The organism is Rhodococcus sp. SORGH_AS_0303 (assembly GCF_030819335.1).
Lineage (GTDB): Bacteria > Actinomycetota > Actinomycetes > Mycobacteriales > Mycobacteriaceae > Rhodococcoides.
Window position 1 is genome coordinate 1534726 of the sequence record NZ_JAUTBO010000001.1, and the last position, 15854, is coordinate 1550579.

Annotated in this window: 19 protein-coding genes; 8 read left to right on the plus strand and 11 right to left on the minus strand. The window is 67.8% G+C overall.

What is annotated here, in order from left to right; genetic code table 11:
• Window positions 1-161: 161 nt before the first annotated feature.
• The 3 genes from QE449_RS07160 to QE449_RS07170 are packed head-to-tail and all read left to right on the plus strand — an operon-like array spanning window position 162 to window position 2069.
• Window positions 162-650: a DUF3995 domain-containing protein gene (locus QE449_RS07160; protein ID WP_307092060.1), complete on the plus strand. Its 489-nt coding sequence runs from the start codon at window positions 162-164 to the stop codon at window positions 648-650.
• A complete protein-coding gene (locus QE449_RS07165; protein WP_307108546.1) occupies window positions 647-1642 on the plus strand; it encodes a serine hydrolase in 996 nt (331 codons plus the stop codon). Before QE449_RS07160 ends, QE449_RS07165 begins: the two co-directional genes overlap by 4 nt.
• Before the next feature lie 49 nt (window positions 1643-1691).
• Window positions 1692-2069, plus strand: coding sequence for a hypothetical protein (locus QE449_RS07170; RefSeq protein WP_307108547.1), 378 nt, complete (start codon window positions 1692-1694; stop codon window positions 2067-2069).
• Window positions 2070-2123: 54 nt separating this feature from the next.
• Here QE449_RS07170 and QE449_RS07175 read toward each other — a convergent pair whose 3' ends face one another.
• From QE449_RS07175 to QE449_RS07185, 3 genes are all read right to left on the minus strand, one after another.
• Window positions 2124-2585 (minus strand): hypothetical protein, encoded by a 462-nt coding sequence (locus QE449_RS07175; RefSeq protein WP_307092063.1) that lies wholly within the window; start codon window positions 2583-2585, stop codon window positions 2124-2126.
• 362 nt (window positions 2586-2947) lie between these two features.
• Window positions 2948-3379, minus strand: a complete 432-nt coding sequence (locus tag QE449_RS07180) for a hypothetical protein (RefSeq protein WP_027505539.1) — start codon at window positions 3377-3379, stop codon at window positions 2948-2950.
• A gap of 61 nt (window positions 3380-3440) precedes the next feature.
• Entirely contained in the window at window positions 3441-3617 is a 177-nt protein-coding gene (locus QE449_RS07185; protein ID WP_156380573.1) for a hypothetical protein, read from the minus strand.
• A 298-nt stretch (window positions 3618-3915) separates the two neighbouring features.
• Between QE449_RS07185 and QE449_RS07190 the strand changes: the two genes are divergently transcribed.
• The gene (locus QE449_RS07190) at window positions 3916-5058 is read left to right on the plus strand and encodes a DUF6745 domain-containing protein (protein ID WP_307108548.1); all 1143 of its coding nucleotides are present in this window, start codon (window positions 3916-3918) and stop codon (window positions 5056-5058) included.
• Between the two features lie 29 nt (window positions 5059-5087).
• Window positions 5088-5540 (plus strand): hypothetical protein, encoded by a 453-nt coding sequence (locus QE449_RS07195; RefSeq protein WP_307092068.1) that lies wholly within the window; start codon window positions 5088-5090, stop codon window positions 5538-5540.
• A 54-nt stretch (window positions 5541-5594) separates the two neighbouring features.
• On the opposite strand, the gene aztD is transcribed toward QE449_RS07195, so the two are convergent.
• From aztD to aztB, 4 genes are read right to left on the minus strand one after another with little or no spacing between them, the layout of a single operon-like run.
• Window positions 5595-6806 carry a zinc metallochaperone AztD gene (aztD, locus tag QE449_RS07200; protein WP_027505542.1) on the minus strand — a complete coding sequence of 404 codons (1212 nt, stop codon included), beginning with the start codon at window positions 6804-6806 and terminating at the stop codon, window positions 5595-5597.
• 32 nt (window positions 6807-6838) lie between these two features.
• Window positions 6839-7762, minus strand: a complete 924-nt coding sequence (aztC, locus tag QE449_RS07205; RefSeq protein ID WP_308123863.1) for a zinc ABC transporter substrate-binding protein AztC — start codon at window positions 7760-7762, stop codon at window positions 6839-6841.
• On the minus strand, window positions 7762-8979 hold the full coding sequence (locus tag QE449_RS07210) for an ABC transporter (RefSeq protein WP_307108550.1): 1218 nt from the start codon (window positions 8977-8979) through the stop codon (window positions 7762-7764). The genes aztC and QE449_RS07210 overlap by 1 nt, the downstream gene beginning before the upstream one ends.
• A gap of 33 nt (window positions 8980-9012) precedes the next feature.
• Entirely contained in the window at window positions 9013-9870 is an 858-nt protein-coding gene (gene aztB / locus QE449_RS07215; RefSeq protein WP_231476305.1) for a zinc ABC transporter permease AztB, read from the minus strand.
• 54 nt (window positions 9871-9924) lie between these two features.
• Here aztB and aztA point away from each other — a divergent pair, with 54 nt between their 5' ends.
• A complete protein-coding gene (gene aztA / locus QE449_RS07220; protein WP_307108551.1) occupies window positions 9925-10569 on the plus strand; it encodes a zinc ABC transporter ATP-binding protein AztA in 645 nt (214 codons plus the stop codon).
• Between the two features lie 103 nt (window positions 10570-10672).
• Here the strand turns inward: aztA and QE449_RS07225 are convergent, their stop codons facing one another.
• Entirely contained in the window at window positions 10673-11932 is a 1260-nt protein-coding gene (locus tag QE449_RS07225; RefSeq protein WP_307092080.1) for a hypothetical protein, read from the minus strand.
• A gap of 37 nt (window positions 11933-11969) precedes the next feature.
• Here QE449_RS07225 and QE449_RS07230 point away from each other — a divergent pair, with 37 nt between their 5' ends.
• The gene (locus QE449_RS07230) at window positions 11970-12137 is read left to right on the plus strand and encodes a hypothetical protein (protein ID WP_222638522.1); all 168 of its coding nucleotides are present in this window, start codon (window positions 11970-11972) and stop codon (window positions 12135-12137) included.
• A gap of 24 nt (window positions 12138-12161) precedes the next feature.
• On the opposite strand, the gene QE449_RS07235 is transcribed toward QE449_RS07230, so the two are convergent.
• Complete coding sequence (locus tag QE449_RS07235; protein WP_222638521.1) at window positions 12162-13148, minus strand: phytanoyl-CoA dioxygenase family protein; 987 nt, start codon at window positions 13146-13148, stop codon at window positions 12162-12164.
• Window positions 13139-13951, minus strand: coding sequence for a class I SAM-dependent methyltransferase (locus QE449_RS07240; RefSeq protein WP_307108552.1), 813 nt, complete (start codon window positions 13949-13951; stop codon window positions 13139-13141). Before QE449_RS07240 ends, QE449_RS07235 begins: the two co-directional genes overlap by 10 nt.
• A 48-nt stretch (window positions 13952-13999) precedes the next feature.
• On the opposite strand from QE449_RS07240, the gene QE449_RS07245 reads away from it, so the two are divergent.
• Entirely contained in the window at window positions 14000-14881 is an 882-nt protein-coding gene (locus tag QE449_RS07245) for a bifunctional 2-polyprenyl-6-hydroxyphenol methylase/3-demethylubiquinol 3-O-methyltransferase UbiG (RefSeq protein WP_307108553.1), read from the plus strand.
• Here the strand turns inward: QE449_RS07245 and QE449_RS07250 are convergent.
• Complete coding sequence (locus QE449_RS07250) at window positions 14862-15716, minus strand: alpha/beta fold hydrolase (RefSeq protein WP_307108554.1); 855 nt, start codon at window positions 15714-15716, stop codon at window positions 14862-14864. The genes QE449_RS07245 and QE449_RS07250 overlap by 20 nt on opposite strands.
• Between the last annotated feature and the right edge of the window lie 138 nt (window positions 15717-15854).

The following is a 15854-nucleotide window of genomic DNA, read 5'->3' on the forward strand; positions in this document are numbered from 1 at the left end:
CGACTGGTGCGGGTGGGATGGTTCCGAGACGGCATTCCTGGTGTCCCTCGTCGGTCGAGACCTCGTCTGTCTCAGGGTGGGGTCGGGGTGTTCCCGGATGTTCGGGCGAGCGGAACGTTCCTAGTGTCGATCGTGTGCAGACACCCTCGGGAACGACACGCATGAGAATGCCTGCGGCGGTGGCCTTTCTCCTCGCTGCGGCAGCCGGGCTGCTGCATGCGGCCGCGAGCGCGTACTGGGCGGTGGGTGGTCGATGGCAGCTCGCCTCGGTGGGGGACTGGGCGGTGACCCTGGCCGACGACCGACCGGTGGCGAGCGGTCTCGCGCTCGGTGTCGTCGCTGTCGTGAAGGCCGGCGCTGCTGTCCTTCCGTGGGTGAACGAGCGGGTCCGAGGCCACGGTCATCGGCAGGTCCGCATGTGCGGGTGGTGCGCGGGCGGTGTGCTTTCCGTGTGGGGCGCAGTGTCGACGGTGTCCGCGGCAGCGGTGCTCGCCGGCGTCATCGTGCCCGACGGCGGGTACGACCGGACCGCGATGATCGGGCATGCCGTGGTCTGGGATCCGCTGTTCACGGTCTGGGGAGCAGCGCTGCTGACCGGGTTGTGGTCCACCACGCACCGGGCCACAGCGCTGACGGGAGTACGACGATGACCGCGGCACGACGAGTCGTCGCCGTGTTTCTGGGCGCCCTGACACTGCTCGCACTGTCGATCTGCCCGGCGGCCGGTCGAGGGCACGACGAGGAGTCGTTGCAGGGCCTCGTCACTCGGTGGGCCTCGGAGATCGGTGCACCGGGCATGGCCGCACGGATCGTCGACAGCGACGGTGCACGGTCTGCGGCATTCGTGGGAGTCGACGGGGACGGTCACGACATCGACGGGTCGACCCCTTTCGTCTGGGGGTCGGTGTCGAAGCAGTTCGCGGCAGCGACAGCGAGGGGCCTCGGGCGCGAGGGTGTTCTCGATGCGACCAGCCCTGTCGTCGAGGTGGTCCCGCAGGCTCGCCGAGTGCTCTCCGACCCCGCAGTGACCGTCGACGACCTCGTTCATCACACCAGCGGGCTGCCGCACGACATCACCGTCACCGACGAGTGGACCCGAAGGGGTTCCGCGACAGACGCCGTCACCGCCCTCGACGCGCCGAAGGGGGCCGGTCCTCGTGGTGAGTTCCGGTACTCGAGTCTGAACTACCTGCTCCTGCAGGCTGTGATCGAGCAGGCGGCAGGGTCCTCCTACGCGGACGCCGTGCGCCGCGTCGTACTCGATCCCGCCGGCAGTGACGCCATCACCGACCCGCAGTTGTTCGTCGACAGTGTTCCGCGGGGACACGTTCCGTTCTTCGGTTCCACCCGCCCGGTCGACGTCGGTGTCGATTCGGCGGGGTTGGGATACGGCTACCTCGCCGGTTCCATCGATGACCTGGGACGCTATGCGTCGTGGCGACTGCGGGAACGTCACGGCGGCGTAGCCCGGTATCGCGAGGTGCCGACGGCTCAGGGTTCGACCTACGGTGACGGCCTGTTCCACGAGAGGATCGATGGCCACGATGTCTGGTGGCATGCGGGTGCGGTGCCCGGCTACTACACCTACGTCTCTCTGATTCCGTCCCTGGACACAGCAATCGTGGTGGAACCGATACGGTGAAATCGAGGCCGAGCGACTCGCGGCCGTCGGTCGGAACCTGACGACATCGGTGACGGGTGGACGGACGAGCGAGCTTCCCGACTCCTCGGCGTCCACCGTGCTCGGAGCGCTCGCTGCGATCATCGCGACGCTGGTGGTCGGCATCGGCGTTCACGCGGTCCGCATCGTCTCGGGCAGGACGCCCCAGCGGACCAGAGGAGTCGCCGTCGTGCGCGGGGTCGTTGCGGTCGGGGTAGGGACAGCGGCCGCTGTCGCCGTCCTGTTCGGACTGTCTACTTCGACCGGCGCGGGGTTGTCGGTGGCAGGCAGGTGGGCGCCGGACGTGGCTCTGCTGGTGTGGGTATTGCTCGTGGCGATCGCTGCGGCCGCCGTGGTCGACGTGCTCGGGCAGGTCGTGGGGTGCCGACGTGTCCGTGGGGCGCAGTGAGGTCAGGCATCGGGAGTGTCGCTGGTGTGCACTCGCCGACGCCCTGTCCGGCGTTCACACGAGGTCGCGGCGGCGCAGAGCCCACGATCCGATGGCCAGAAGTGCTGTGGCCACGACGATGAGGATGACTGCGGCGGTGAGTGGAACCGGCGCGCCGACGTCGGCGGGAAGATGCGTGTGCGGTGCTGTGTCGCGCAACCACTGGGGAGCGCCGATGAGGGTACCGAGCGGCCCCAGCAGCAGGTCGAGGACGACTGCGGCCCACCCGACTGCGATCCACCGGCCTCCGAATCCGTATGCGGCGTAGGCGATCGCGGCGACAGCAAGGGTTGCCGGCAGCTGCGACACCGCTCCGACGAGCACGTCGACGACACCGGGGCCGTCTCCGCCGACGGCAGCAGCCCCGGTGACGAGCCCGACACCTGCCAGAAGCAACACGAGGGTTGCCGTGACTGTCGCCGTGGCGGCAGCGGCGAGCAGACGAGACAGCGGGGAGACGGCGGTAGCGAGGAGCATTTCCGCGCGACCCGTCCGGTCGTCCTCGCGCAGGTGCCCGACCACGGTGCCACGCCGAACTCGTGGGCGAAGGCAGCGATGATCCCGCTGCTGGTGCTGTAACCCACTGCTGCCGTGTCGGCGAGGTGTGTCCCCGCTCGAGAAGGTCGGCCGCAACGATCATTCGAGCGCGTGTCCGCCAGCATCCGTAGGTCAGTCCCATATCGGCGGCGAATGCTCGCCGGATCGTTTTCTTACTGACTACGGCACCAACAGGAGCTTTCAGCGCTACACGAGAGCGATCAACGCTTTCGCCGCGGCCCTGGACAATTCCACCGTGTCGGAAGGACAGTAGAGCCGGACTGCCCGGACGCACCGATGCGTCACGTACGGCGTTCGCTCTGTCCGAACACACGTCGACGAACGACGGCGCCGGCGACACTACACACCGCAGCGCAGACAAGGCCGCTCGCGACGGCGACGCCCGGTGCGAGGGAGGTCAATCCCGCAACGAGTGACACCCATGCGAGGACCACTGCGCCGGTCTCCAGGCGCGCCGCCAGGACTGGCCCTGTTCTCCGTCTGTGCGCCGACACCGCCTTCAGGTACAACCCGTAGGCGGCATAGACCGTGGTGTACGCACCGATGCAGAACGCGAACACACCCATCGCGAACCACCCGGGGACAACGTCGTAGGGAGCGTCGCCGAGGGCGGACATTGCGGCGACCGAGATGGGCACCACCAATGCCGTTCCGATGTACAGGAGGACGGCGAGGCCCAGCACCGAATCCTTGGGCGACGACGTCCACGACATCGCACCACTGTAACCAACTGATCGGTCTAGATCGTGCTCGCCGCTGCCGCGCACGGGCGGGTCACGGCGTGTCCGTGCGAGACCTGACCGAGAGAATCGCCGCGACCACTGCTCCGACCAGCAGGAGGAGGACCACGTCGTCGCTGCGATCGGCCGCCGACGTGCCTCCCCAGGTCGCCACGCGCACGATCACCGCAAGTAGGTAGAGGCCGATCGCGGCGGTGCGTGGATTTCCCATGACGGCACCGTATGCCTGTATCGACGCCGCATCAACGCCGAAGGCGAATGAGTGGCATCGCACGAATGGTCTATCGCTCGACGGTGTCAGATCCGGTGCGCTGCCCCCCTGGGAGAACTTTCGGCCGAATGTGCCGATCCTGCTACGGGTATCGGCACCGACTCTTGCGCTGCGTCGCGCGACGTGTCATTCTCGGACACATGACAACCGGAAAGGCGGACACCGCCACCCTCGCGTGAGCGCCGCAGCAACACCCTTCGCGGTCAGGGCAAGAACCGCATCGTCTTCGATTCATCAGATGGCATCCGTACCCACGTTGCGGGACACGTGGCTCGCGCTGGGTCTGTCCACTCTGCCGTCCGACAGGCCGACCGCCGAGGCCGCCGTAGCGGATCTGTACAGGCATGCAGGGTTCCGTTGTCCCGAGTTCGTGTGGGTACCGTCCCCACCGGCTGGCGCCGAACTGATTGTCTCCGAACAGTTGTCGGGTACGAACTCTCTGACGTCCGGTGCTGCCGCTCGAATCGCGTCGACCGTCTCACGGTCACGCGAACGTATGGACAACCGCACGGGCGGGGTGTCGCGACGATGGCCTTCCGACAGTCGCTCCCTCTGGGCTGCACGCACGCAGCCACTGGCGGAGTCCGCGCGGCAGGGGATCGCGCCCGACGAGTTGCTGCGAATCGCGGTGTGGGATTCGTTGCGCACGAGCCTGTTCGATGGAGTGGCGGCCGCCGTGCGGTCACTCGTTCAGCGACCGACGGGAAGCGTGGCGTGGTACGGGCAGCAGGAAGCGCACCGGCTCGCGTACTACGACATCCATCGCACACTGGGCATCTCTGCCTTCCGCGGTACGGATCACGCCATCCTCGATACTCAGACAGCCCTCGCGGGGGCGACCGGCTGGTGGTGGGCATTCGACAGTGTCTGCGTCATGTCCGAGCGACCTGGAATTCTTCAGACCGAACCTCTTCCGGGAGCGGTGCACAACGAACGGCGACTGCACGGACAGAACGAGCCCGCAGTCCAGTTCGCCGACGGACGATCCGTTCATGTCGATCACGGGACCATCGTTCCCGAGTGGGTGATCACCGAACCCACCGTCGAGCGCATCGCACGCGAACGGAACATCGAGGTACGACGGTGCGCCATAGAGCGCATCGGGTGGGACGTCTACATCGACGAGGCCGGACTCGAACTCGTCGACCGGACGGACGATCCGGGAAATGCCGGCGCCCCGCTGTCGCTCTACGCCACGCCGACCAGCTGGGTGGACGACGGCCGAATTCTGCTCGTGGTCAACGGTTCTGTCGAGCGGGACGGTCGGCGGCGACGCTACGGGTTGCCGGTTCCGAACGGTATGACGTCCGCACTCGACGCCGCCGGATGGACCTACGGCATCACCGGCGACGACTACTCCCGTCTCGTGCGCCGCACGTGACCACATCCCGCCGACCCGAGGTGACTTCGATGACCACGACCATGACTCTGTCCACACTCACGGCCCTGACCGGCCTCGACGTCTTCGACTATCTCGATCGAGACGTGTCGATACCCGTCGTCGACGGGCTTCAAGCTCAGGGCGACCTGATCGTCGTGCCGCGTCCGATGATCCTCCACGTGCAGGCAGTTCGGGGCACGCGGGCCGACGACGTGCCCCTCACCGGCGTCGAACTGCTTCGCAGCGCCGCCGGCGGCAACCCTCACAGCCTCGTCTGCGAGGAAGGCCATTGCATGTGGTCCACTCCGGTGTTCGATCCGAACGGCCTTGCGTTGGGCATCCTCGACACCGAGGTCACGGCGTACCTGATTCATCCCGAACACGGTGCGACAGGAATTGCGCCCGGCTCCTACGTCATCAGCAGGCAACGCGAGCGTGGAGTGGGTCGACACTTCCGATCAGCGCGGTTGGTCGCGGATTGACGCACGCGACCAGCCAGGGGCGCGGCTGACACCGCGCCCCTGGTGACGACAGGATCAGTCGGTGACGGCCACGAACTCGTTCGGAGTGACGTCGAGTTCGCTGCTGACGGTGACGTCACCGGTGGTCAGATCCACGGCGTGGATGCTGTCGGTGTCCGGTTCGGTGACGTAGGCGGTGTCGCCGGTGATGGAGATGCCGGGGTGTGCGTCCTGGTACTCGCTGGGGCCTTCCCACTCACCGATGACAGGGTAGGAAGCGGTGAACTCGCGCGTCTCGGGATCGAAGACGTGCAGGGCGCCGTCGGTTCCGATGATGTAGGCCTTGTCGTCGGGTCCACGGGAGACCCCGCGCCAGGTGTACTCGGCACCGTCGGGCATCTGGACGACGTCCAGCGTCTTCGCCACGGTGTCGATGACGGTGACCGCCTGCAGCAGTGAGCCTTCCGCGTCTGCGTCGTTCTTGTAGTCGCCGACGACCAAGGGACTGGTCTCGCTGACGTACGCGTTGCCCGTACGCCCGTAGGGCTGGTCCGGAGCGTCGAGCTTGGTGATCTCGCCCTTGTCGTAGACCAGGACACCGTTCTCGCAGCCGAATACGACGATCTCGTTCTGTGCCGTTCCCTCGCCGTGGACGCCGGGGCACTGATCGTTGCGCGCGATGACCGCACCGGCGGCATCGCGCACCTCGATACCGGTGCGTCCGTTGGCATTACCAACGGTGGTGAGGAACGTGCCGTCCTCGAGAACGACCGAGACTCCGTGATGCGCCTCCACACCGGGAATGCTCTCCACCTCGGGGAGACCGTCGCTCGACTCCAGTGCTGCCGTGTCGAAGATCGTGGTGTCGCTGGTACCGTCGGCGTACAAGATCGTCTTGCCGCCGTGCCGGACGACATGGCCCGCCTTCTCCGCCTCGAAGACCGTGTCCGTGAGCTGTGGTGCGTCCGTGGTGCCCGCGGCGGTGTCGAGAACTTGGAAGCCCTTGCTCGTGGTCACCATGACGTTGCGCCCGTCGCCGGCGAGGTTGAGGCGTGTGTAGTCCTCGGAGTCGAAGTCCGCGACGGTCTCGAGGGTGGCGGCGTCCAGCACCTGTACGCCGCCGTCGTAGGAGACCGCGACACGAGGGCCGGCCTGCATCGCTGCGGTGGTGCTCGTGGTGGAGTCGGCGGCGGTCGTGGTGGTTCCGGAGGAGCACGCCGCGAGAGTGACGACCGCGCCGAGCGCGAGCACAGTGGAGCCTGCCCGCCGGAAGTGATTGAGACGCATGTGAATCCTTTTCTGTGTGGGAACGATACCGATCAGGGGGAGAGGCCGGCGGCGATGCGTTCGGTGTTGACGCGCATCATCGTCAGATAGTCGGGGGCGCCGCCGTCAGGACCGGTGAGCGACTCGGTGAACAACTGCACGACGTCCACGCTGATGTCGGCTTCACTGGCGAGTGCCTGAACGAGTCGGTCGGGCGAGGACGATTCTGCGAAGACGGTGCGGACACCGGTGGAGTCGACGGCATCGACGAGATCGGACAGGTCGGACGCCGACGGTGCGGCGAGGGTGGTGCCGCCGGGAATGACCGCCCCGACGACCTCGAAGTCGAAACGGTCAGCGAGGTAACCGAAGACATGGTGGTTGGTGACGAGCGCACGCCGTTCGTCGGGGATCGCGGCGAACAAGGCGGACATCTCCTCGTCGAGACTCTGTAGCTGTCCGCGGTACTCGGCCGCTCGTGTCGACATGGTGGCCGGATCCACTCCGTCGAGATCGCCGAGCACCGGTTCCAAGGCATCGACGACGGCGATCATGCGGGCAGGATCGGTCCAGAAGTGGGAGTCCGGGCTGCCCGCCGCGTCGCCCTCCCGGTAGTCGAGCACGTCGATGACGTCCCCGGCGACGAACGTCGGAACCTTCTCTGCGGCTGCGGCGTCGAGATGCTGCTGTAGTCCCTCCTCCAATCCCAGCCCGTTCGAGACGACGAGGTCCGCCGAGCGTAGACGCGCGCCCTCCTGCGCGGAGATCTCGAACGAGTGTGGGTCGGCGTTCGGCTTCATCAGCGTCACGACCTCTGCCTCGTCGCCGACGAGTTCCTCGACGACGTCGCCGAGGATGTTCGTGGAGACCATGACCACCGGACGGTCATCGGCTGTCGCCGAACATCCAGCGAGAAGGGCCACCACAGCCACTGCCGCCGCGGCCAGGAGACTGCCCGTCCGGTGTCCTCGCATCATCAGCGTCCCGTCTCGGCCGTGAAGGCCGGTTCGGACGCGGTCTCGAACGTGCGGGAGACGCGGGCGTCGTCGGCGTAGTCGATCTCGTACAGCTTCCGTTCGGTGGGCGCGCTGAGGTAGGCGCGCTGCTGGTCGGCGATCAGAGTGGGTGTCTCACCGGCGGCCTGTGATGCGGCGACGAGCGCGCCCGTCTCGGCAACGACCGAACCGTCGGCTCCGTCCAGCACGAACACGCGGCCGTCGGCCGAGAGGCTGAGAAGATGGTCGTCGCTGTCGTCGACCGCCGACACATGCGTCAAGCGAGTGGGAGCGGGAAGGAGCGTCCACGACCTCTGGCGGGTGTCGAGTAACCAGATGCCCTGATCGCCGGCGAGGCCGGCGACGGTGGGGCGGCCCTCGCGATTGTCGAACGACGTTGCGGGAGGGGCGGACACGTCAGTCGGGTACGGGATCTTTTCCACTGTGAGTTCGTCTCCGGTGGCGGACGCGAGCAGCGCGCCGTCGGAGCAGCCGATCACGGTGCCGACACGCGTGGTGATGGTGCCGGCGGCGTCGGGGCACGACTCGACGAGACCGGTGCGCTTTCCGTCCGAGGTGTGTCCGACGACTGTCCGTGAGGGGCCGACCCCGTCGGTGACGAGGGCGAACGATCCGACGGGCACGACCATGCCGTCTCCCGGCGGGTTCTGCAGCCGGAACGACTCGGAGATCTCGCCCTTCGACAACGCCGCGGTGTCGAGCAGGACGGCGTCGCCGGAGTCGGGGAAGTAGAGCCCGGTTCCGCCCGAGGTGGATTGATTCGACGTGGCCACGGTCGCGTCGCCGGCGCCCTCGACGGTGCCGAGGAGCCGGGGTTCGGCGCGGTAGTAGTGGAAGTGGTCGACGTGGTCCCAGGTCCAGACGCCACTGTCCACGATCTCGATTCCCGCGTCCGTCCCGGCGAACAGGTAGCGTCCGTCGGTGCTCATCGCCTCGGGTGCACCGATGGTGCCGAGGTCGGACACCGATTCGTCCAGTAGGTCCAGGTGCGAGATCGAGCCGGTGGGATCGATGGTCGTGAGGCCGAGTCGTGGCTCGGCGAGTTCCGCGGCGTCGGCGATCGCTCCGTGGCCTTCGGCGGGTACCTCGTCGGCGGGGATCGTCGGAGCCTGCTCGGTGGAGCACGCGGTCAGGCCGACGACGAGGGCGAGAGCGGTGGTCGTGATGTGTTGTCGCACAGTGTCCTTTCGGGTGGATCGGGTCGGCCGGTGTCAGACGGAGAGCGCCGGCGCTGATGTCGTGCGTCCGATCGACGCGGTCGCCGCCCTTGCCGCCACCGACAGGCCCGACAGCGCGATCGCCGTCGCGGCGACCGTGGCGCCGGCCGCCGTGGCCGCGTGCCACGAGATGAGCAGACCGACGAACACCGACAGCACACCGATCGAGGCGGCCGCCACCATTCGAGTCGGTATCCGAGTGGTCCACTGCCCGGCGGCGACGGCAGGTGCGAGCAGGAGTCCGACGACCAGAAGCGAGCCGACAGCCTGGTAGGAGGCCACGACAGCAAGCGTCACCAGGGCGACCAGAGCAGCCTGTGCCGCGCGGGGAGCAAGGCCCAGTACCGACGCGATGCGGGGATCCAGCGCGAGCGCCACCAACGAGCGGTGGAAGCCCGCGGCCACCGTCATGCCGACCACCACAGCGACGGCCAGGAGTGCGATGTCCACGGACGTGATGGCCAGGATGTCTCCGAACAGGATGGACGTGGCATCGGTGGCGAAGCTTCCCGAATGGGAGATGATGATGACTCCCAGTGCCAGCATCGAGACGAACAGCATGCCGATGCTCGTGTCGTAGGAGAGGGATCCGCGACGCTGGAGCGCAGCGATGCCGAGGCTCATCACGACCGCGCTGAGCGCGCCGCCCACCAGCGCGGGCGCCCCCAGGACCGTCGCCAGGGCGACCCCGGGCAACATCCCGTGCGCGAGGGCTTCTCCCAGAAAAGCCATGCCTCGGATGACGACCCACGTACCGACGACCCCGCACAGCACCGCCACGAGTGCGCCCCCGACGAGGGCGCGTTGCACGAAGGCGAGCGAGAAGGGCTCGACGAGCGCCTGAATTGTCACGCTTGGGATCGTAGCGATAATAATAATGGTTTTCAAAGTCGGTAAGGTGAGTCCATGAGCCAGATCGACACGACCCGACTCGCTGCTCGGCTGCGCAGTGCCCGTGTGGAGTTCGACAAACACGTGGCCATCGACGGGGTCGACCTCGATGTCGTCGCGGGAGAGGTGACGGCGATCGCAGGTCCGAACGGTGCCGGCAAATCCACACTGCTGGAGATGATCGCGGGAACGCGTGCGCTGACGTCCGGCACCCGAGTCGCGACGCGGGCACTAGGATTCGTTCCACAGCGCGCGGCGGTCCCGGACCGACTGCCGGTGACGGTGCGGGACGTCGCGACAGTCGGCGTCTGGGGCGGGAGGCGGGCGTGGCGCCGTCTCGATGCCGAGTCTCGCCGTGTCGTCGACGACGCGCTCGATCGCCTCGGTATCAGCGAGCTCGCAGACAGGCCCTTCTCCGCGTTGTCAGGCGGTCAGAGACAGCGGGCGTTGCTCGCGCAGGGCCTTGCGCGTCGCGCTGATCTTCTGCTTCTCGACGAACCCACGACGGGTCTGGACGCGACGAGCGGGGATCGCATTCGGGACGTCATGAGGGCTGAAGCCCGGCGCGGCGTGGCAGTCGCCTGCGTGTCTCACGATTCGCTCGTGATCGACATGGCCGATCGGGTCGTGAAGCTCGAGGCGGGGCGGGTGGTCCGCTGATGGGCGTTCGAGTGTCACCGATCGACCGTGGATGCCGAACGGGTCATCGATTGTGGACTGTCGCCCCCGTCCACCGGGGTCGGAAGTCCACGACCGCTACGACTCAGGAGGGGCTCTGCTGCTTGTGGTTCCGACGGTCGACACGTGCTGCAACGCCCGCTGCGACGACGGCCGCGAACATGGCCACCACGACCGCGAGTACCGAGCGGGAACCCACGGTCCCGGGTTCGAGAACGAGAATCCGGTCGGCACTACCCGTCCATCCGAACTCGTACGGACGGTCCGGCGGAGCGGACAGTGTGACGACGGCGAGCATGGTCGGGATCAGCAGGCCCACGGAAGTGATCGTCGGATCGGACGGTCGGGACGACAGTAGCGAATAGACGATGGCAGCAGGCAGGACCACGGCATACCCGACGGTGGACACGAGGCCGTACGGGAACAGAGCCGACGCGCAGACGAGCGCGAGGATGCAGCAGCCCACCGGAGTGGAGGGTGCCCACCGCGCTGCGAGGGCGCCGACGGTGAAGCCGGCGATCGCGAGGAGAACGAGCCACCACGCGTTCCACACCATTCCTCCGACGAAGGTGCAGGCCACGGCAAGCCCTGCGCACAAGAATGCACCGCTGTCCGCGGAACCGATGGCTGCCCCGACGATCACGACGACCGTCGCTGCCGCGGCCACTGTCCACTGACCGACGGACACACTGTAGTCACCGAGGAGCGCGTACACGACCCACAGCAGACCGACCGCAGCGGCCATGCGCCAGTGCACAGTTCGGGGACCACGGGTCACGACGTGCGGCATCGAGATCGTGCTCGCGAGTAGCACTGCGGTCACCACGAGCACCGGGATCGGCACGACCGGCTCGGGGAAGAATGCGTCGCCCGGCAGACTCACCGACCATCGGAAGTGGTCCGGATACTGCTGCGCAACGAGTGGGGAGAAGCGGTAGGCCGATGCGGCTCCGAGAGCCAGAGCGACGAATGCGGTGCGACTGGTGTGGGCCAGTGTCACCGCCGTGACGAGGATCAGTCCGGATCCGACACCGGCCACAGTCACGGACCACGCCGTGGAGATGTCGACCGCCGCCGGCGTTGCCAGGACGGCGGTGCCCGCCGCGCCGACACCGGTGATCAAGCCCCGCCGCGAGTGAGTGAACGCCACACGGACAGCCGTCAATACCACCACGACTGCGACGACGCCGGCCCACGCGGGACTGAGGAACACAGAGCTGACAGGAGAGTCGCGCTCTGCCACCATCAGATCGGTGGGCGGGGTGGACATCACCGCGAGACACGCTGTGAAGGCGCCCGTTCCGGCGGCGGCGCTCGCCCGAGGGTCGTACTGTCGCCACTGCACGGCGACCAAACTACCGCGGTGACACACGGAGGCAGCGATGAGTACCGACCACGAGCAGCCGGACGACCCACGCGCCCACTGGCGCGTTCTGCCGCAGACGGTGTCACCGACAGACGACGGAGTGCAGACCCAGACGACGCAGGTCGATCTCGATGTGCCGCCGTCGTTCGATCCGATTCAGGGAATGGTGCGCACGTACCGCTGACGACGGCCGCTGCCGCCGGCCGACTCAGTCCCGGCGACCCACCACCGGGTTGAGCTCGGACTCCGCGAGTCCGCCGGGCTCGATGCCGGGGAGGAACTCGCGCCACGTGCCGCTGATCAGGGTCGGCGATTCCACGACACGGGTGCCGTCGGCGAAGTACGTGGTGGCGAGTGCTCGACGCGGCTGCGTCGTCCGGTTCGGGCCCGCGGTGTGGAAGCACAGCGCGGAATGGAACGACACGTCTCCCACCGCGAACGGCTCCGCTTCCACCGCGACGTCGCGCTGGAGGAAGCGTTGGGTGACGGCCTCGTCGTACGACGTGCCGACCTTGTCGAACTCCAGATCGGCGACCTCGTCCAACACGTCCCGGCCGCGGGCGAAGGACAGCGGACCCATCCGGCCCGGGATGGCCGACATCGGCATCCACGCGGTGACGGCGTCGGTGGTCTGCAGGGGGAAGTGTTCGGCGTCGTGATGCCACGGCGTGCGCCCGCAGCCGGGCTCTTTGGACAGCGCATTGTCGTGGTACAGGCGAACTCCGGGCACGTCGAGCAGTGCCGCAGCCAGACCGCCGATGCGGGGCGAGAGCGCCACGGTGCGCATCAGGTCGTCGTGGAGCCACATCTGCTCGAGCGCGGTGAATCGCCCGGCGACGTCGTCACCGTGCTCCGCGCGCAGCAACTCCTCGAGTCGCTCGGCGAGGCGGCGCACCACCGCCGGCGACAGCACTGCGGGCAGTCGCACGAAAGCCTGCCGTGCGAAGGCCTCGACGGAAGCGGGATCGAGGGCGTAGGGCTCGGCCAGCTCGCGCTCGATCTGCTCGTCCGTGGCGGCCTCGACATCGGGCAGGCCGGGACCCTCGACCAGTTCGGCGGGCGCCGCATCGTTCGCGGCCAGGGTGACGTACCAGTCCCACCAGTCCTGATCGTCGCCTGCCCAGTCCTGATCGATACCGCCGTCCCGGTTCTGTTCGGGCAGGCGATCATTGGTGGTCGAGTCGTTCAGAGCCACAGCAGCGCCGCCTCGTGCGAGAAGGTGTAGGAACCGGACGCGTCGCGGCAGGAGGCCAGGTACTCGCCCAGCACCGGAGCGGCTTCCATCTCCTCCAGCGACACCGAGTCGTCGAACGCGCAGCGCTGGAGAAAACCTTCGGCGATGCCACGGTCGGAGGTACCGGTCGTGTAGGTGACGCGCTGATCGCGTACGTCCGCGCCGGCTCGTGTCAGTGCGTCGCGCACCTGCTCGGCGGTCGTGTATGGCGTCGCCTCGCGCACCCCGGCGCGGAAGGCGTCGTAGAACGCGAGGTAGTGCGAGGCCGCCGTGGCCTGTGCGATCAGGCCCAGGCCTCCGGGAGCCAGTGCGGCCACGAATCGTTCTGCTGCAGCGTCCAATTCGTCCGGCGGCAGTGCGTAGAGAGCGTGGGTGGCCCAGACGACGTCGTAGCCGGCGTGATCCGCGGGGAGGTCCTGCAGGGTCATCACCAGGTCATGCCGGGCCGCGAACGGCGCGCCGAGCGCGCCGCGTGCCTCGGCGACGGAGAACGCGGACGGGTCGAGAAGGTCGTAGGCCAGCTCGGGAACCGCCGACAGGTCGGTGTAGCGGCGCAGCGCGGTGGGGAACTTTCCGCTGCCGCATGCCACGTCGAGCAGCGACCAGCCCTCGTGCGCGCGGTCGCCGAGGAGCGTCGGCCAGTCGGCGGCCAACGCCAGCTGCCGGTAGTCCTCGGTCGCGAGAGCGTAGAACGCCTCCATGCCCGTGCGACCGGCTTCGCTCCAGTGCTTGAGGCTGCGCTCTGCTGTGTCTCCGCTGCTCATGTCACTCCTCCTGAAAGGAGCCGACCGCAACACACCGGATGAGGCGTCGTGATTGACTCGTATCTGATGTCCAACATAGCTGCGCCACCGCCCACCGAGCTCGCCGCAGTGCTTCTCGACGGTGTGCGCGCCGTGCGGCGGGGAGCTCCGGCCCTGGCCGGCCTCGAACCCGACTCCTACGCCCGCCTGCATTCCGCTTTCGAACTGCTCTCCGATCAGCGCGATCTGATCGCCGAGCACCTTGCCGGCAGGCTGGGTACCAGGGGGGACGGACCGATCTCGGTGCTGTCTGTGGGATGCGGTGACGGCGTGCTGGACGTCCGTCTCGCCGCCGGTCTGGTGTTGGCGGTGCCAGGGCGCCCCGTGCGGTACGTCGGAATCGATCCGTGGATCGGCAGTGTCGAGCGCTTCACCGCCACGATGGCCGCGCTGGGTGCCGACGAGCTGAGTGCCGACGGCCACGTGGCGTCGTTCGGTGACTCCCCGGTGGACGACGAGACCTTCGACGTCGTGATGTTCGTGCACTCGATGTACTACGTCGCCGATGTCGGGGCGACCCTGCGCGCTGCTCTCGCGCTGCTACGTCCCGGCGGCGAACTGTGTGTGGCCGTCGCACCGTCGGCCGAGCTGAACGCGCTGGTGGGAGTTCTCGCACCTCCGCTCGAGGGTCATCGACAGTGGTTCAGCGGTGACGTCGGAGACGCCTTCGTCGACGCCGGGATCGTCGTCGACGACGTGGCCACTCTGCACGCGCTGGTCGATCTGGCGTCCGCGAGCGACGAGGTGCTCGACTTCGCGGTGCAGGCCAGGCTGACCCCCGATCTACAGGGCCCGGTGCGGGCCTACCTCGACGCGGTGTCGGTCCCCGGCGCGGACGGAGGCCTTCGAGTGCCGCATCCAGTGGACGTGTTCACCGCGTCCCGTCACTGACCCCGTCCCGCAGTGCGTCGTTGATCGTCTCGCCCACGGCAGCCGCGCCCACGGCGGTCATGATCGTGCCGGCATGATCGAGGCCGTCCAGTGCTCTGACGGACGTCAGCTCGAGAGCGCCGATGTCCTGCGGCGAGTACATCGGCGGAGACCCTGCCCCGACGCTCCACTGCGCGTGCAGGAATCGGATCGGCACCGTCAGGTCGCGGAACCGCGAGTCGCCGAAGAAGACGTCCGTGGCGTCCGCGACGACCGCATCGGTCGACAGCCGGATCGCACCGTCGGCCAGATCATGAGCGGCGTACTCCCGGAGGAGCGGATCGTCACGGTCCAGCAGCGGTAACGACGTCGACACCAGTAAGTCGAGGTAGTCGTCGAGGTCGTCCCATCGCTGCCGCGTTCGCGCGATCCTGTCCTCGAACACGGCCGCGACGGTGTCTCGGGTGAGACCGGCCGGCGGTTCCACCGGCACGCCTCCGTCGACGAGAACGAGACTCTTCGCTCTGGACGGGAACCGCGCTGCGAATTCCACTGCGGCGAATGCACCCATCGACATGCCGCACACGTGCACGGAGTCGAGTCCCAGGGCCTCGAGAACGGCGTCCAGATCGTCCGCGTGACGGGCGAGCGACGACGCGCCCGTGACGTCGACGCTGTCACCGCGGCCGCGGAGGTCCGGCGCGACGAGCGTCAGGTGTGGCGCCTCCGCGTGCAGCCAGTTCCACAGCATGCGCTGGCTGGACACCCCGTGGATCACGAGGATCGGATCGGAGCTGCCCATGAGTGTCTCGACGGTGATGTGTCCGCCCGACACCGGTACTCGTTCGACGGTCATGGTGCAGACACTAGGAGGTCGGACCCCGTGATGACGGTGGAAGTACGTGCGCTGCACGTTTCGCTGTCCGATTCGGGTCACGGTTGTACCGTCGCAGAGTCACGAGGCCACGAGGGATGCACCTCGACGGCCACACAC

What these genes read in the sequence shown, in the direction of transcription:
- QE449_RS07195 (WP_307092068.1), top strand. Translation starts at nt 5,088, where the DNA reads ATGACCACGACCATGACTCTGTCCACACTCACGGCCCTGACCGGCCTC.
- aztA (WP_307108551.1), top strand. Translation starts at nt 9,925, where the DNA reads ATGAGCCAGATCGACACGACCCGACTCGCTGCTCGGCTGCGCAGTGCC.
- QE449_RS07165 (WP_307108546.1), top strand. Translation starts at nt 647, where the DNA reads ATGACCGCGGCACGACGAGTCGTCGCCGTGTTTCTGGGCGCCCTGACA.
- QE449_RS07175 (WP_307092063.1), bottom strand. Translation starts at nt 2,585, where the DNA reads ATGCTCCTCGCTACCGCCGTCTCCCCGCTGTCTCGTCTGCTCGCCGCT.
- aztC (WP_308123863.1), bottom strand. Translation starts at nt 7,762, where the DNA reads ATGATGCGAGGACACCGGACGGGCAGTCTCCTGGCCGCGGCGGCAGTG.
- QE449_RS07230 (WP_222638522.1), top strand. Translation starts at nt 11,970, where the DNA reads ATGAGTACCGACCACGAGCAGCCGGACGACCCACGCGCCCACTGGCGC.
- QE449_RS07185 (WP_156380573.1), bottom strand. Translation starts at nt 3,617, where the DNA reads ATGGGAAATCCACGCACCGCCGCGATCGGCCTCTACCTACTTGCGGTG.
- aztD (WP_027505542.1), bottom strand. Translation starts at nt 6,806, where the DNA reads ATGCGTCTCAATCACTTCCGGCGGGCAGGCTCCACTGTGCTCGCGCTC.
- QE449_RS07190 (WP_307108548.1), top strand. Translation starts at nt 3,916, where the DNA reads ATGGCATCCGTACCCACGTTGCGGGACACGTGGCTCGCGCTGGGTCTG.
- QE449_RS07250 (WP_307108554.1), bottom strand. Translation starts at nt 15,716, where the DNA reads ATGACCGTCGAACGAGTACCGGTGTCGGGCGGACACATCACCGTCGAG.
- QE449_RS07180 (WP_027505539.1), bottom strand. Translation starts at nt 3,379, where the DNA reads ATGTCGTGGACGTCGTCGCCCAAGGATTCGGTGCTGGGCCTCGCCGTC.
- QE449_RS07240 (WP_307108552.1), bottom strand. Translation starts at nt 13,951, where the DNA reads ATGAGCAGCGGAGACACAGCAGAGCGCAGCCTCAAGCACTGGAGCGAA.
- QE449_RS07160 (WP_307092060.1), top strand. Translation starts at nt 162, where the DNA reads ATGAGAATGCCTGCGGCGGTGGCCTTTCTCCTCGCTGCGGCAGCCGGG.